At 66.2% G+C, this 13,571-nt stretch carries 13 protein-coding genes; 6 read left to right on the forward strand and 7 right to left on the reverse strand.

The genetic code is table 11. The features are described 5' to 3' along the window. Window positions 1-6: 6 nt before the first annotated feature. The 3 genes from AB0L82_RS40345 to AB0L82_RS40355 form a co-directional block, all read right to left on the reverse strand. Window positions 7-687: a superoxide dismutase family protein gene (locus AB0L82_RS40345; RefSeq protein WP_364649621.1), complete on the reverse strand. Its 681-nt coding sequence runs from the start codon at window positions 685-687 to the stop codon at window positions 7-9. Window positions 688-834: 147 nt separating this feature from the next. Then, window positions 835-1,416 (reverse strand): LytR C-terminal domain-containing protein, encoded by a 582-nt coding sequence (locus AB0L82_RS40350; protein ID WP_364649624.1) that lies wholly within the window; start codon window positions 1,414-1,416, stop codon window positions 835-837. 37 nt (window positions 1,417-1,453) lie between these two features. Beyond that, a complete protein-coding gene (locus tag AB0L82_RS40355; protein ID WP_364649627.1) occupies window positions 1,454-1,807 on the reverse strand; it encodes a DUF3263 domain-containing protein in 354 nt (117 codons plus the stop codon). Window positions 1,808-1,990: 183 nt separating this feature from the next. On the opposite strand from AB0L82_RS40355, the gene AB0L82_RS40360 reads away from it, so the two are divergent. Genes AB0L82_RS40360 through AB0L82_RS40370 form a run of 3 tightly spaced genes read left to right on the forward strand, consistent with a single transcriptional unit; the run spans window position 1,991 to window position 4,402 of the window. After that, on the forward strand, window positions 1,991-2,581 hold the full coding sequence (locus AB0L82_RS40360; RefSeq protein ID WP_364649630.1) for a peptide deformylase: 591 nt from the start codon (window positions 1,991-1,993) through the stop codon (window positions 2,579-2,581). Further along, window positions 2,571-3,539 (forward strand): GNAT family N-acetyltransferase, encoded by a 969-nt coding sequence (locus AB0L82_RS40365; RefSeq protein ID WP_364649633.1) that lies wholly within the window; start codon window positions 2,571-2,573, stop codon window positions 3,537-3,539. The genes AB0L82_RS40360 and AB0L82_RS40365 overlap by 11 nt, the downstream gene beginning before the upstream one ends. A 47-nt stretch (window positions 3,540-3,586) precedes the next feature. Beyond that, window positions 3,587-4,402 carry an exodeoxyribonuclease III gene (locus AB0L82_RS40370; protein ID WP_364649636.1) on the forward strand — a complete coding sequence of 272 codons (816 nt, stop codon included), beginning with the start codon at window positions 3,587-3,589 and terminating at the stop codon, window positions 4,400-4,402. Window positions 4,403-4,418: 16 nt separating this feature from the next. On the opposite strand, the gene AB0L82_RS40375 is transcribed toward AB0L82_RS40370, so the two are convergent. The 4 genes from AB0L82_RS40375 to AB0L82_RS40390 form a co-directional block, all read right to left on the reverse strand. Beyond that, window positions 4,419-5,057: a hypothetical protein gene (locus AB0L82_RS40375; protein WP_364649639.1), complete on the reverse strand. Its 639-nt coding sequence runs from the start codon at window positions 5,055-5,057 to the stop codon at window positions 4,419-4,421. Between the two features lie 166 nt (window positions 5,058-5,223). Then, window positions 5,224-7,050 (reverse strand): acyl-CoA dehydrogenase, encoded by a 1,827-nt coding sequence (locus AB0L82_RS40380; RefSeq protein WP_364649642.1) that lies wholly within the window; start codon window positions 7,048-7,050, stop codon window positions 5,224-5,226. Window positions 7,051-7,296: 246 nt separating this feature from the next. Next, window positions 7,297-8,262: an oxygenase MpaB family protein gene (locus tag AB0L82_RS40385; RefSeq protein WP_364649645.1), complete on the reverse strand. Its 966-nt coding sequence runs from the start codon at window positions 8,260-8,262 to the stop codon at window positions 7,297-7,299. 20 nt (window positions 8,263-8,282) lie between these two features. Further along, window positions 8,283-10,199 (reverse strand): acyl-CoA dehydrogenase family protein, encoded by a 1,917-nt coding sequence (locus AB0L82_RS40390; RefSeq protein ID WP_364649648.1) that lies wholly within the window; start codon window positions 10,197-10,199, stop codon window positions 8,283-8,285. Window positions 10,200-10,391: 192 nt separating this feature from the next. Between AB0L82_RS40390 and AB0L82_RS40395 the strand changes: the two genes are divergently transcribed. The 3 genes from AB0L82_RS40395 to fahA all read left to right on the forward strand — a co-directional run bounded on the left by AB0L82_RS40395 (window position 10,392) and on the right by fahA (window position 13,499). Beyond that, window positions 10,392-11,018 (forward strand): TetR family transcriptional regulator, encoded by a 627-nt coding sequence (locus AB0L82_RS40395; RefSeq protein ID WP_364649651.1) that lies wholly within the window; start codon window positions 10,392-10,394, stop codon window positions 11,016-11,018. A 74-nt stretch (window positions 11,019-11,092) separates the two neighbouring features. Continuing rightward, on the forward strand, window positions 11,093-12,298 hold the full coding sequence (locus AB0L82_RS40400; RefSeq protein WP_364649654.1) for a homogentisate 1,2-dioxygenase: 1,206 nt from the start codon (window positions 11,093-11,095) through the stop codon (window positions 12,296-12,298). A gap of 28 nt (window positions 12,299-12,326) precedes the next feature. Further along, a complete protein-coding gene (fahA, locus tag AB0L82_RS40405) occupies window positions 12,327-13,499 on the forward strand; it encodes a fumarylacetoacetase (RefSeq protein ID WP_364649657.1) in 1,173 nt (390 codons plus the stop codon). Window positions 13,500-13,571 lie beyond the last annotated feature (72 nt).

Consider the following 13,571-nt stretch of genomic DNA (forward strand, 5'->3'; position numbering starts at 1 on the left):
TATGGGTTATGCGATCACGCCGCAGGCGACGCGAGCGCCAGCGTCACCGGTCGCCAGTGTTTCGGCGTCCGGCCCGGCGGCGCCACCGGCCTGGGTGTATCGACTCGGAATATTGCCGAAGTTGTCCGCACCCGCGTGGATGATCAGGGCCTTGCCCTTGAGCTCGTCCAGTGTCACGGAGTCGGTGGTGGTGACCAGCTTGGCCGTACCGTCGTTCTTGACCTCGAGCGAGGTGAGGTCACCGCTGGCCGGATGGGTATTGGCGTCGCCGGCCTGGAAGTGCCCACCGGCGGAGAGGAAGTCACCGGCAGCGCCGCCGGTGGGTGCCACGGAGTTCGGCTCACACTTGCCGACCTGATGCACGTGCAGACCGTGGAAGCCCGGCTTGAGGCCGTGCGCCTCGACCGTGACCTCGAGGTGGTTGCCGACCTTGCCGAAGGTGACGGTGCCGACGGCCTGGCCGTTCGAATCCTTCAGCGTGGAGCTGACGGAATCGGTGGGCGGGGTGGTGAGGCCACCGTGTGCCGCGCCCGCCGGTGCGGGAGAGCTGGTGAAGACCGGCGGGGTCGTCCCCTTGACGTCACTCGATTCCTGGCCGTTCGAGCATCCTGCGATGCCGAAGACCGCGACCGCGAGCACCGGGGTCACAGTCCACCAGGACGGGCGACGAGTTGTGGACGGGGCCATCGGGGAACTCCTTTACGAGTCCGAGTTTACGAAAAGCTGGACGGACATGATTACTACTCGGACAAGATGATGCCAGAGCCGTGACCCACTCCCCCGCAGGGGCTGGCGGGGTGTTCGAGCGCCGTGCGGTTGCCGCCGGCAAGCGGGTCAGTTGCCGGTCACTATGACGATGACACCGGGCGGGCTGTCCAGTATTCCGGCGAATCGCGGTTCCGCGGCGACGCCGAGCTGCGCGGCGATGGCCTGCGCGGCGGCCTTCTCCCCGGGCGAAGTGCCGTAGTACACAGTGGTTTTCGGGATGACGCCGGAACCGTAGTTGCCGGTCTCGGCGATATTCCAGCCGTTCGCGACGAGATCACCGGCGGTTTTGGCGGCCAGGCCCGCGACCATGCTGTTGTTGAAAACCCTTACGGGAACGGACTTGTCGACCGCGCCCGCCGGCGGGGTGGTGGTCACCGGGGGCGGGGTGGTGGCCGGCGGAGTGGTCTCCGGGGCGGCGCTGCTCACCGGTGGCGTGGTCACCACCGGCGGCAATGATGATGAAAGTGCCGGTGCGAGTGTGGTACTCGGCACAGTCGTGGAGGGTCCGGTCGAGGCGTCGGCATCGGAGGAGTCCGAACTCGACAGCGACATCGCGCCGATTCCGGCGAAGACGATTGCCAGCGCGATCAACACCATGGCCAGCGCCCGCAGCGGCGGACCGCCGGACGGCGAATTCGGAGTGCTCACGGCGTGGAGCCTAATCGCTGCGTCGGCTCGGGGCGGTTCACACCTGGAATCCGAGACGGCGTGCGGCCCTGGTCTTCTGACGACTGGCCCGCAACCGGCGCAGGCGCTTCACCAGCATGGGGTCCGCGGCCAGGGCTTCGGGTTTGTCGACGACTGCGTTGAGCACCTGGTAGTAGCGGGTGGCGGAGAGGTCGAACAGCTCCCGGATGGCTTCTTCCTTGGCGCCGGCGTACTTCCACCATTTGCGCTCGAAGTCGAGGATGTCGAGTTCGCGTCGCGAGAGGCCGTGCGCGCCATCCGCGCTCATCGCCGTGGCGCCGGCCGCGCTGTCCGCGCTCACGGAAAGGTCGTCCCCGCTTGCGGAAATGTTCCGGGCCGCTGCGCTGTCCATAGTGCTCCCTCGCCGAGTGGTCACCAGACGAATATGGTGCTTGTGTCCGTCGCCCATTCAACCACGCGGCGCAGACTTCCCGGCGCGTACCGTTCGGCGTGTTTTGGCGAACAAACCCCCGGCGTGTCGGGCTGTCGGAAGGTCGTTTCAAGGGGCCCGTAACCTCCCGGTAGGGTGTTCTACATGGCTATTCTCCCGATCGTCATCGTCGGCGACCCGGTTCTGCACAACCCGACCGAGAAGGTCGAGCAGACACCCGAGGAACTGGCCGAGTTGATCGCGGACATGTACGAAACCCTCGATGCCGCGCACGGTGTCGGCCTGGCCGCCAATCAGGTCGGCGTCCCGCTGCGGCTGTTCGTCTACGACTGCCCCGACGAGGGCCCGGACGGCAAGATGGTGCGCCGTCGCGGCGCGGTGATCAATCCGGTGCTGGAAACCTCCGCGCTGCCCGAGACCATGCCCGATCCGGATGACGACGAGGAGGGCTGCCTCTCGGTTCCGGGCGAGCAGTTCCCCACCGGTCGCGCCGACTGGGCCCGGGTCACCGGTATCGACGAGCACGGCGAACCGGTCGATATCGAGGGCGAGGACTTCTTCGCGCGCATGCTCCAGCACGAGGTCGGCCATCTGGACGGCTTCCTGTACGTGGATGTGCTGATCGGCCGCAACGCACGCGCCGCCAAGAAGGCCATCAAGCGGAACGGCTGGGGCACACCGGGTTTGAGCTGGATCCCGGGCACCGTCCCGGATCCGTTCGGGCATGACGACTGACCCCCCGTCACCCGATCCCACGCTGCCACCACTCGGACGCCGGGTGGTGGTGCGCTATCGGCTGCCCGAGGGTTATCCACAACCGCTCACAGATGTGATCGGTGAACTCGTCGCGACCGATCCCCTCACCGTGCGCACCGGCGACGGTCAGGTGGTCTCGGTGGCCTGGGATCGCGTGGTGGCGTGGAAGGAATTGGGCCCCAGGCCCATTCGGACCAGCGAGATCCGCGCACTGGAGGCCGCGGCCGCCGACGGCTGGCCCGGGGTGCGGCGCGCCTGGATCGACGGCTGGCTGCTGCGCGCCGGCGACGGTTACACCGGGCGCGCGAACTCCGCTGTGCCGCTGGGCGGTTCGGACGGTCCCGCGCTGACCTCCACCGAGACCGTGCACAAGATCGGCGAGTGGTACACCGCGCACGGGTTGCCGCTGCAATTGCTGCTGCCGGATCGGCTGGCGCTGGTGCCCGCGGGCTGGCGCACCTGGAGCGAAACCCGGGTGCTGGCCGTCGATATCGCGACCATGGTGCTGCCGCCCGGTCCGCCCATGGTGCGGATCGCGAGTGAGCCCGATGGCGCGTGGCTGTCCATGCATCGGCATCGCGGCGGTGACAACGCCATCGGCTCGACACCGACCGTGGATGTGCTCACTGCGGTGCGCGATGGCGAATTGGGTTTCGCCACATTGGGTTTGCCCTCACCGCTGGCCATCGGCCGGGCCGCGGTCACCACCGCGCCGGACGGCCGCCGCTGGGTCGGGCTGACCTGTCTCACGGTCGCGGCCGAACATCGCAGGCACGGACTCGGTGCGCTGGTGTGCGCCGAACTGATCCGCTGGGGCGCGGCGCGCGCGGCCACACACGCGTACGTTCAGGTGGAGGCCGGTAATGAACCGGCGCTGGCGCTGTACCGCGAACTGGGTTTCGTCGACCACCATCGCTACCGGTACGCCGCGCCCTGAATTTCCGAAAGTACATAGCTCAGTACATATTTCCGAAAGGCTTTGCTGTGCGTCTCGCGACCTGGAATGTGAATTCGATTCGCTCCCGGCAGGATCGGGTGCTGGCGTGGCTGGATCGGTCGGATATCGATGTGCTGGCCATGCAGGAGACCAAGTGCAAGGACGAGCAGTTCCCGTTCGAGGCGTTCGAGGCCGCCGGGTACGAGGTCGCGCATGTGGGCCACAACCAGTGGAACGGGGTGGCCATCGCATCGCGCATCGGTCTCGACGATGTCGAGATCGGTTTCCCGGAGCAGCCCGGCTTCGATAAGGACGCGGGCGAATCCCTGATCGGCGCACCGGTTGTCGAGGCCCGCGCCATCGGCGCGACCTGCGGTGGCGTGCGGGTGTGGAGCCTGTACGTGCCCAATGGCCGGGCGCTGGAAGACCCGCACTACACCTACAAGCTGGAATGGCTTGCGGCGCTGCGCAATGCGGGCGGCAAGTGGCTCGCCGAGGATCCGGACGCGCGAATCGCCCTGGTCGGCGACTGGAATATCGCGCCCACCGACGCGGACGTGTGGTCGCCGGAGTTCTTCGAGGGCAAGACGCACACCTCCGCCCCGGAGCGCGATGCCTTCGAGGCCATGACCGAGGCGGGCTTCACCGACGTCATGCGGCCGTACCACCCCGGTCCGGGCGTCTACACGTACTGGGATTACACGCAGCTGCGCTTCCCTCGCAAGGAGGGCATGCGCATCGACTTCATCCTCGGCTCACCCGAGCTGTCGTCCCGGGTGAGCGATGCGAACGTGGATCGCGAGGAGCGAAAGGGCAAGGGCGCGAGCGATCACGCGCCCGTAGTCGCCGATATCGCGGACTGACCCGGATCAGCTCGGACTAGGCCGGGCGCGTCTTGATGGCGTCCCGGGAGATGAACACGTCATAGCTGCCGCCGGTGGCGATGACGGCGTTGCCGTACGCCGAGCGCACGAACGGCTTGGTGTACCAGGTCTGATCCTTCATATCCTTGAAGAAATCGCCGTCGCCGCCATTGAGGAAGATCTGGTTCTGCTTGGTGGCGATGCCGTCCAGGCGCTGACCGTAGAGCCGGGTGACCTTGTAGCCGGAGTTGAAGCCGAGCGCGTTCACCCACGGTTCCAGTTCGACGATATTGGCCTGGAGCACCCACATATCGCCCTCCACTTGGTATTTCAGGTGCTGCTCGTCGTGATCCTTGTCCCCGTAGAGGGTGAGGTCGACGTCCATCAGGTGTTCCTGCCCGGCGACGGGCGTGGTCACGATGTGCGCCGCCTTGATCTCACCGGTGAGGCCGAGGAACGTTTGCAACAGGGTGGTGATCCAAAGGATCACCACCGCAACGAGAATCAGCGATACGGCGCCCGCGCCGCGCCCGGCGATGACTTTGAAGCCCACCTTGCGTGCCTTGAACAGCGCAGTAACCAACAGGGCGATCGCACCGATCGCGAGCACGGCAATCAGGATCTGAATCCAGCCGAAGGACACCGGGAAGACCATGCGGTAGTTGTACCCGGTTCTACCGACACATCACAGCAGGTAGGGCAGAGAAATGGCGTGTTGCGTCGGCGAGTCGCCAAACCCACCGCGCTGAAACACTTCTCAACCCCCAGAACAGTCCGACCCCCGCACCTCGGGTGCGGGGGTCGGGAGAGTCGGAGAGCGGTCAGAAGGCCGCTTCGTCCAGCTTCATGATGTCGTTGTCGATGGCCTCGACGACCGCGCGCACGCCGGTGATGAGCGGCAGCTTGTTCTTGGCGAAGAACGACGCCACCGCGACCTTGCCGGTGTAGAAGTTCTTGTCCTTCTCGGCGGCTCCCGCATCCAGCGCCGCCTGCGCGATGACCGCGTGCTCCAGCAACCGCCACGCGATGACGAGATCGCCTACGGCGTACAGGAATCGGACCGAACCGAGGCCGACCTTGTACAGCTCCTCCGGGTTCTGCTGCGAAGCCATCAGGTACCCGGTGAGCGCCGCCGCCATGGCCTGCACATCGCCGAGGGCGGTGCCGAGGAGGCCGCGCTCGACCTTGAACTGATCCGGGCCGCCCTCGACGAACTTCTGGATGAGCCCGGCGACGTGCGCCAGCGCGACGCCCTTATCACGAATGATCTTGCGGAAGAAGAAGTCCTGCGCCTGGATGGCGGTGGTGCCCTCGTACAGCGAGTCGATCTTGCAGTCGCGGATGTACTGCTCGATCGGGTAGTCCTGCAGGTAGCCCGAGCCACCCAGGGTCTGTAGCGATTCGGTGAGCGTCTCGTACGCGCGGTCGGAGCCGCAGCCCTTCACGATCGGCAGCAGCAGATCGTTGACCCGCTCGGCGGTTTCGGCGTCGATACCGTAATTGGCCTGTGCCACATCGGCGTTCTGGTAGGAGGCGCAGTACATGTACAGCGCGCGCAGGCCCTCGGCGTACGCCTTCTGGGTGGCCAGCGAGCGGCGCACATCCGGGTGGTGCGTGATGGTGACGCGCGGTGCGGCCTTATCGGTCATCTGGGTCAGGTCCGCGCCCTGGACGCGCTGCTTGGCGTACTCCAGCGCGTTCAGATAACCGGTGGACAGTGCGCCGGTGGCCTTGGTGCCCACCATCATTCGCGCGTTCTCGATGACCTTGAACATCTGCGCGATGCCATTGTGCTTATCGCCGACCAGGTAACCGACGGCCGGGATATCGCCGCCGAAGGTGATCTCACAGGTGGGCGAGGACTTGATGCCCATCTTGTGCTCCACGCCGGTGACCAGCGCGCCGTTCTTCTCGCCGATCGCCATGGTCTCGGGATCGAAGTGGAAGCGCGGCACGATGAACAGCGACAGACCCTTGGTGCCCGGCCCCGCGCCCTCGGGGCGGGCCAGCACCAGGTGGAAGATGTTGTCGGCGGTATCGCCGACGTCGCCGCCGGAGATGAAGCGCTTCACGCCTTCGATATGCCAGGTGCCGTCAGGCTGCTGCACGGCCTTGGTGCGGCCCATACCGACATCGGAGCCGGCGTCGGGCTCGGTGAGCACCATGGTGCCGCCCCAGCGGTTCTCCCAGGCGTGCGCGGCCCAGCGCTGCTGCTGTTCGGTGCCCTCGTCGAAGATCACCTTGTGCATGAGGGGGCCCATGTTGAAGAAGCTGGCCGAGTTGTTGGCGGCCACGATCATTTCCTGGATGCCCCAGATGAGCGCGTTGGGCGCGGGCACGCCGCCCATGTCCTCGGACATGCCGAGACCGGAGTACCCGGCGTCGTTGACCGCGGCGACGGTCTTGCGCAGCAGGTCCGGCACGATGATGGTGTTGTTCGCGGCATCGAATTCGACCGGGGTGCGATCGCCTTCGACGAAGGATTCGGCGACCGGGCCCTCCGCGAGCCGCAGCACCTCGGTGAGCATGTCGCGGGCGGTCTCGCCGTCGAGATCACCGTAGGCGCCCGTATCGAGCAGCGCCCCGATTCCCAGTACTTCGAACAAGTTGAACTCGATGTCTCGCAGGTTCGCCTTGTAATGGGACACGGGAATGGCCTCCTCGCCTAGGTCTTCGTGATCAGAGCGAAGTTTGCCGTACGGCCGTCCGGCTACGCCACCGTAGGCTGGAAATATTTGCCTCCGCTTCGCTCCGGCGGGTCGCGGCCCCCGAAGCCCGGAACCTTCCCTCCCTCCGCTCCTCCGCTTCGCTCCCCCGCTCCACTCAGTCCAGAACCCGGGCGGGCCGCGACCTTCCGGGCTCTGACATGTGGGGCGGGTCACAAACCAGGATAATTATGCACCTCGCCCCTCAGCGTGAGCTCCTGCGGAGCGGCCATAGAGCGCTCGAGCTTGCTGCGGAGTAACTGTGACCGGGTTGGCCGGGACGCCCGCGGCGATGTGCTCGCGGAGCAGGCGGCCGGTCATGGGGCCCAGGACGCCGTGGGCGACACGGACTTTGAAGCGATCGCTCGCGAGCATGGCCGTCACCAGCCGCACCGCGCGCGGGTATGCCTTGTCGAGAATGCCCGGCTGATCGAAGCCGCCGGTCTCGCGCATCCACTTCGGCAGCGACGCGATGGCGGCCGGGGCCACGATGCGACTGCCGATCCACAGCTTCACGCCCTTGGCGCGCGGGGTGAAGAGCAGGTAGTGCATGCCTTCGCGCGCCCGCTCCGAGGTGCACAGCTTGGGCCGCATCATGGCGAAGTACTCGCGCACTTCCGCCCGCGAGGTCGGCACATCGGCGGGCTTGCAGGTCTGCAATTCGGCCGCGGTGACGCAGTCGGCCCAGTACTGCCGCTCCTCCTCCGGGGTCAGCTTGCCCGGACCGTACATCTCGTAGCATTTGAGCACCGAATGCCAGCCGGTGACGTGGATCCACAGCTGCGAGTCGGGATTGTTTGCACTGTAACGCTTTCCGCTGATCGGCTCGATGCCGTTCGCCTTGGCGTGCACCTGCATCAGATGTTCGGACGCCTCGATGCACGTGCGACTGTCGCCGACGGCGGCGATCAGGAAGTACGCGAAGGTGTGGTCGAGCCGCCCGCGCGGATCACTGTAGATACCGCCGACATCCGCGACCGCCGCCGTGAGCGCGGGATCGAAATGCTCGAGGGTGACCGCGCGCTGGAAACCGATGATCGCGGTCGGTGCGGTCCACACCTTCCAGGTCGGAGAGTCCGGCCCGAAGAAGCCGTAGTCGACCTCCCGGATGGTGCGGGCGGGTGCGTCGAACCGGGGACGCTCGTTCACCGTCATCGTCTGCTCCTTTGCAGCGCTCAGGGGTTCATCTCATACTGCCCTGCGAGGGCTCTGACCTGCTTCGATACGGACTCGAAGCGGGTCGCGTCCGCGATCGGCCTGCGGACCAGATCGAGGGCGCGGGTCTGCTGCGCCTTGGTGGCCGAGGGCTTGGCGCTCAAGGCGACGGCGTGCTTGGAGAAGTCGCGCACGAAGATGTCGAAGAGCTGATCGAGGACCTCGGAGTCGGCTCCGGCGATATCGGCCTGCTCCAGGATGAGCTGGGCGTACGGGATCATCGTGAAGAGTTCGCCGAGACCGAAGAGGAAATCGACATCCGCCTGCTGCGCGCGAGTCGGGGTGGCCGCGGCCAGCAGGGTCTGCAGGCCGAGGGCCTGCTCCAGGAAGACCGCGACATTCGGGATGTGCGCGAACTTCTCGAAGACCGGACGCCAGTCCGCGAAGCGAATGCGGCCCAGGCCCGAGCTCGGACCCTGCCGCCAGAGGAATTCGTCATCCGCGGCATCGCGCCGGGTGGGCACGGGAGCATATGCGGCACTGGACAATTCATCGCGCAACTTGGGCACCAGGTTGCCCGCGCGCGGGGTGACGCGGCGGCTGGTCCAGCTCAGCGCCTCGGCGGCGGCGCGGGCCGCACCCTTGGGAGCGGCACCGGGCAGGTAGCGCAGTGCGGCGAGGGCGGCATCGGACGGATGGAACATGTAGTTGGGCATGAACTTCAGCGACAGCGCCATATTCACGTGCACGGTGCCCTCGAGGCGGGGCAGGCCGAACATGCCGACCATGGCCATCGGGAAGTACATATCGTTCTCGAAGCCGCGCGCGGCGATGACGTCGGCGAGATCCTCGTAGATCTTCTGCCCGGTGCGGGTGACCGACATCTTCTCGATGGCGCTGACCAGCAGGTAACGCCGGTCGTTCGGGTTGGCCGAGCGCATGTAGTCGATGGCGCGCTCGCTGTAGAGCTTCATGCCGATCAGGCGCGCGAAGCTGTCCGCGAGCAGCGATTTCACCTGCGGGAACTCGGTGACCTTGTGCCCGAACAGGATTCGGTTCTCGGCATGGGTGACGGCCTCGTACATGGCGTGCTCGCACGCGCCGACCGCACCGAAGCCGAGGTTGAACTTGCCGACGTTGACGGTGTTCATGGCGGCGTCGAAGGCGGCACGGCCGGTGTGCAGGATATCGGCCTCGGCGACCGGGTATTTGTCGAGTTCGAAAGCGGCGACGTACATCTGGGAGTCGACGACGTTCTTCCGCAGCTTGTAGTTCTTGTGCCGGGAGTCGGCGGCGAAGAACAGATAACCCGAGTATTCCTCGTCGGTCATCTTCCGCTGGAAATCGGCGGAGTCGATGATCGGCTTGTCGGCGCGGCGACCGAATACCGAAACCATCGCCGCCGCATTGCCATTGCCGATGTAGTACTTGCCGCCGGACGCGGTGAACCCACCGCCGCGCGTCTTCGGCTCCAGGATCATGTCGGTGGAGTACACGTCCGCACCGTGCGCCTGTTCGGACAGGCCGAAGGCGAAGATCTCACCGGAATCGAGCGCGGCGGCCGCGCGCGCCTTGGCCTCGGCGTTCGCGCTCTGCCAGATCGGCCCGAGGCCGAGGATGGTGACCTGCCAGACGTACCAGTACTGCATGCCGTAGAAGCCGAGGATCTTGCTCATCATGGCGATGCGCGCGGTGTCCCAGCGCTTGTTCGGATCGCCGTTGCCCTCGGCGGCCGGGGTCAGGAAGGTCGCGAAAACCCGTTCGCTCTTGATGAAGTCGAGGAAATCGGAGTACCAGACGCGGTCGCGGCTGTCGGCGAGCAGCCGGACCTTGCCGTGGCTCTCGAACCAGTTGACGGTGGCGCGCAGCAGTCGACGGGTCTCCGCGTCGAACTCCGCGAACTCATGGGTCTTCGGGTTGAACAGGGTCTCGGTCATCTCGTCTTCCTCGGAGCGGCGGGCGCGGGCGAACCACGGCTTTCCTTCGTGAATGTAGCATTATTATTCACTCGTGTAGGAAATGATCTCGCAACCGCCTCGGCGCACGAAGTTCACATACCGGGCCACCGCGCGCGTATGCCCCGCGACCAGCCGTTCACCTGCTCGTGTGCGCTGCTATGGTCGGTGCTCATGGGCACCGAATCGGCTGTACGACCCCGCCAGCGCGCGCGGCATCTGGGGCCCGAACGCCGCCGTCCGCAGGTGCTCGACACCGCGCTCCAGATCGCCGCCGACGATGGCATCGCGGCGGTCACCATCGCCGCGATCGCCGACCGGATGAAGGTGACCAGGCCCGTGGTCTACGCCTGCTTCGCCGATCGGGTCGAACTCATCGAGGCGCTGCTGCGCCGCGAGGAGGACCTCATGCTGGCGGGTGTGCTGGACGCGCTACCCCGCCGCCGGGTCGAAGCCGATGAGGCCGTTTTCGTGGAGGGCTTCCGCGCCCTGCTGCACACCACCTCCGCGCGGCCCGATGGCTGGCGACTGCTGTACGGCAATCCCGATCCGGCCGTGGCGAGTTCCTTCGGGCGGGCACGGGAATTGGCCGTGGAGCGCTGTACCCGCCGCCTGCGCCCGACGCTGCGCGCCTGGGGCACCGTCGATGCCGAGCGCAAACTCGCCGCACTGGTCGAATTATGGGTATCGGCCGGGGAGGGAGCGGTGCGCACCATGCTCACCGATCCGGGCGACTGGACCCCGGATACCCTCGGCGAATTCGTCGGCGCGGCGGTGTATCGAGCACTCCGCAACGCCTGAGCAATTCTCCAGCCGCACCGGCAATTCGGTGGCTACGATGGGCAAGGGACCATCAGTCAGCGGGAGGCTCGGCGATGACGTTCTATCGACAGGTCGGGTCGGTGCCGCCCAAGCGGCACACCCAGCACCGGAATACCGAAGGCAAGCTCTACTACGAGGAGCTGATGGGTGAGGAGGGCTTCTCCGGCGACTCCGCGCTGCTCTACCACCGCGGATTGCCGCCCGCCATAGTGGATTCCAGCGTCTGGGCCCTGCCCGATCAGACGCTGCATCCGAATCATCCACTGCGGCACCGGCATTTGAAACTGCATGAGCTGTTCCCCGAGGGCAAACCCGCCGAGACCGATATGGTGGACGGACGGCGGCTGATTCTCGGCAATGCCGATGTGCGCATCTCCTATGTCGCGGCGCTGCGCGAATCCCCGCTGTACCGCAATGCCATCGGCGATGAGCTGGTCTATATCGAATCCGGCGGCGGCGTGGTCGAAACGGTATTCGGGACCTTGCGGGTGCATCAGGGGCATCAGGTGCTGCTACCCCGGGCCACCACGCATCGCTGGCTACCCGATGGTCCGGAACCGTTGCGCGCCTACATTATCGAGGGCACCCGGCATATCACCCCGCCCAAACGCTACCTGTCGAAATATGGGCAATTGCTGGAGCACGCGCCCTATTGCGAGCGCGATCTGCACGGCCCGGACGAACCGTTCGAGGCCACCGGAACCGATGTGGAGGTGCTGGTCAAACACCGGCCCGCCGGTGAAATCGTCGGCACCCGCATGATTTACGCGTCGCATCCGTTCGATGTGGTGGGCTGGGACGGCTGCCTGTATCCATTCGTCTTCGATATCGCCGACTTCGAGCCGATCACCGGCCGCGTGCATCAGCCGCCGCCCGCGCATCAGGCGTTCGAGGGCAGCAATTTCGTGATCTGCAATTTCGTACCGCGCAAGGTCGACTATCACCCGCTGTCGATTCCGGTGCCGTACTACCACTCCAATGTGGACTCCGACGAGATCATGTTCTACTGCGGCGGAAATTACGAGGCGCGCAAGGGATCCGGGATCGGGCAGGGTTCGGTATCGGTGCATCCGGGCGGATACGCGCACGGTCCGCAGCCGGGTGCGTACGAGCGCAGCATCGGCCTGGAGTTCTTCGACGAATTGGCCGTCATGGTCGACACCTTCCATCCGCTGCGACTCGGCACGGCCGCATTGGCCTGCGAGGACACCGGATATGCCTGGACCTGGTCCGGACGCGGACCGTCGGAATGGATTTGAGGCGACTTGACCCATACGAGAGGTGGATATGAATAGCCGGGTGCGGATCGATATCCCCGAGGGCTCCGGATTCGGCCTGGCACACCTGCCCTACTGCGTATTCCGTCCGCTGGGTGAGGAACCCCGGGTGGGAGCGCGCCTGGGTGACAGCCTGATCGATCTGGCGGTGGCGCTGGATGATCCGATGTTCGCGCAGCCCAGCCTGAACGCCTTCATGACCCAGGGGCCGCAGTGCTGGCGCGAGGTGCGGGAACTGGTGCGGGCGGCGGCCGAGGCCGAATTGCCCAATACCGCAGTGCATTCGGTGTCCGCGGTGCAACTGGATCTGCCCGTCCGCATCGGCGACTACGTGGACTTCTACGCCAGCATCGATCACGCCACCGCCATGGGCCGCATCTTCCGGCCCGATGGTGAAGCGCTGCTGCCGAATTGGCGGCATCTACCGGTCGGCTATCACGGCCGGGCGGGCACGGTGGTGGTATCCGGCACCGAGATCCACCGGCCCGAGGGGCAGTTGCGAACCGATTCCGGCACACCGGATTTCGGCCCGAGCCGACGGCTGGATATCGAAGCCGAGCTGGGGTTTCTGGTGGGCGCGGGATCACCGCAGGGCACCCCGATCCGGACCGAGGACTTCGCCGAGCACGTCTTCGGCGTCGCGCTGGTCAACGACTGGTCCGCGCGCGATATCCAGGCGTGGGAGGGTCAGCCGCTCGGGCCGTTCCTCGGCAAGTCCTTCGCAACCACCCTGTCGGCCTGGGTGACACCGCTGGAAGCCCTGGAACAGGCGCGCATCGCGGTGCCCGAACAGGATCCGGAGCCACTCCCCTATCTGCTGGAGAAAGCGCCGTGGGGTCTGGACATCGACCTCGAGGTGCGGTGGAACGGGCAGCGGGTCTCCACGCCGCCGTTCCGCCGGATGTATTGGTCGCCCGCGCAGATGCTCGCGCATATGACGGCCAATGGCGCCTCCACCCGCACCGGGGATCTGTTCGCCTCCGGCACCGTCTCCGGTTCCGAACGCGATGAGCGCGGTTCGTTCATGGAAATGAGCTGGGGCGGCACCGAACCCATCGAATTGGACGGCGTGCAGCGCACCTTCCTGGAGAACGGCGATGAGGTGGTCATCACCGCCACCGCGCCCGCGGCCGACGGCGGGCGGTTGAGCCTGGGCGAGGTCAGGGGTCGCATCACCGGCTGACACCGCCCTATAGCCGATCGATAGCTGATGGATATGGCCATGACCATGGTCACTGTCCATCGCTTCGGCGAG

Source organism: Nocardia sp. NPDC052001 (assembly GCF_040680615.1).
Classification (GTDB): domain Bacteria; phylum Actinomycetota; class Actinomycetes; order Mycobacteriales; family Mycobacteriaceae; genus Nocardia.

Coding starts and splice junctions, on each gene's coding strand:
- AB0L82_RS40345 (WP_364649621.1), bottom strand. CDS start 687: ATGGCCCCGTCCACAACTCGTCGCCCGTCCTGGTGGACTGTGACCCCG.
- AB0L82_RS40355 (WP_364649627.1), bottom strand. CDS start 1,807: ATGGACAGCGCAGCGGCCCGGAACATTTCCGCAAGCGGGGACGACCTT.
- AB0L82_RS40360 (WP_364649630.1), top strand. CDS start 1,991: ATGGCTATTCTCCCGATCGTCATCGTCGGCGACCCGGTTCTGCACAAC.
- AB0L82_RS40365 (WP_364649633.1), top strand. CDS start 2,571: ATGACGACTGACCCCCCGTCACCCGATCCCACGCTGCCACCACTCGGA.
- AB0L82_RS40375 (WP_364649639.1), bottom strand. CDS start 5,057: ATGGTCTTCCCGGTGTCCTTCGGCTGGATTCAGATCCTGATTGCCGTG.
- AB0L82_RS40385 (WP_364649645.1), bottom strand. CDS start 8,262: ATGACGGTGAACGAGCGTCCCCGGTTCGACGCACCCGCCCGCACCATC.
- AB0L82_RS40390 (WP_364649648.1), bottom strand. CDS start 10,199: ATGACCGAGACCCTGTTCAACCCGAAGACCCATGAGTTCGCGGAGTTC.
- AB0L82_RS40395 (WP_364649651.1), top strand. CDS start 10,392: ATGGGCACCGAATCGGCTGTACGACCCCGCCAGCGCGCGCGGCATCTG.
- AB0L82_RS40400 (WP_364649654.1), top strand. CDS start 11,093: ATGACGTTCTATCGACAGGTCGGGTCGGTGCCGCCCAAGCGGCACACC.
- fahA (WP_364649657.1), top strand. CDS start 12,327: ATGAATAGCCGGGTGCGGATCGATATCCCCGAGGGCTCCGGATTCGGC.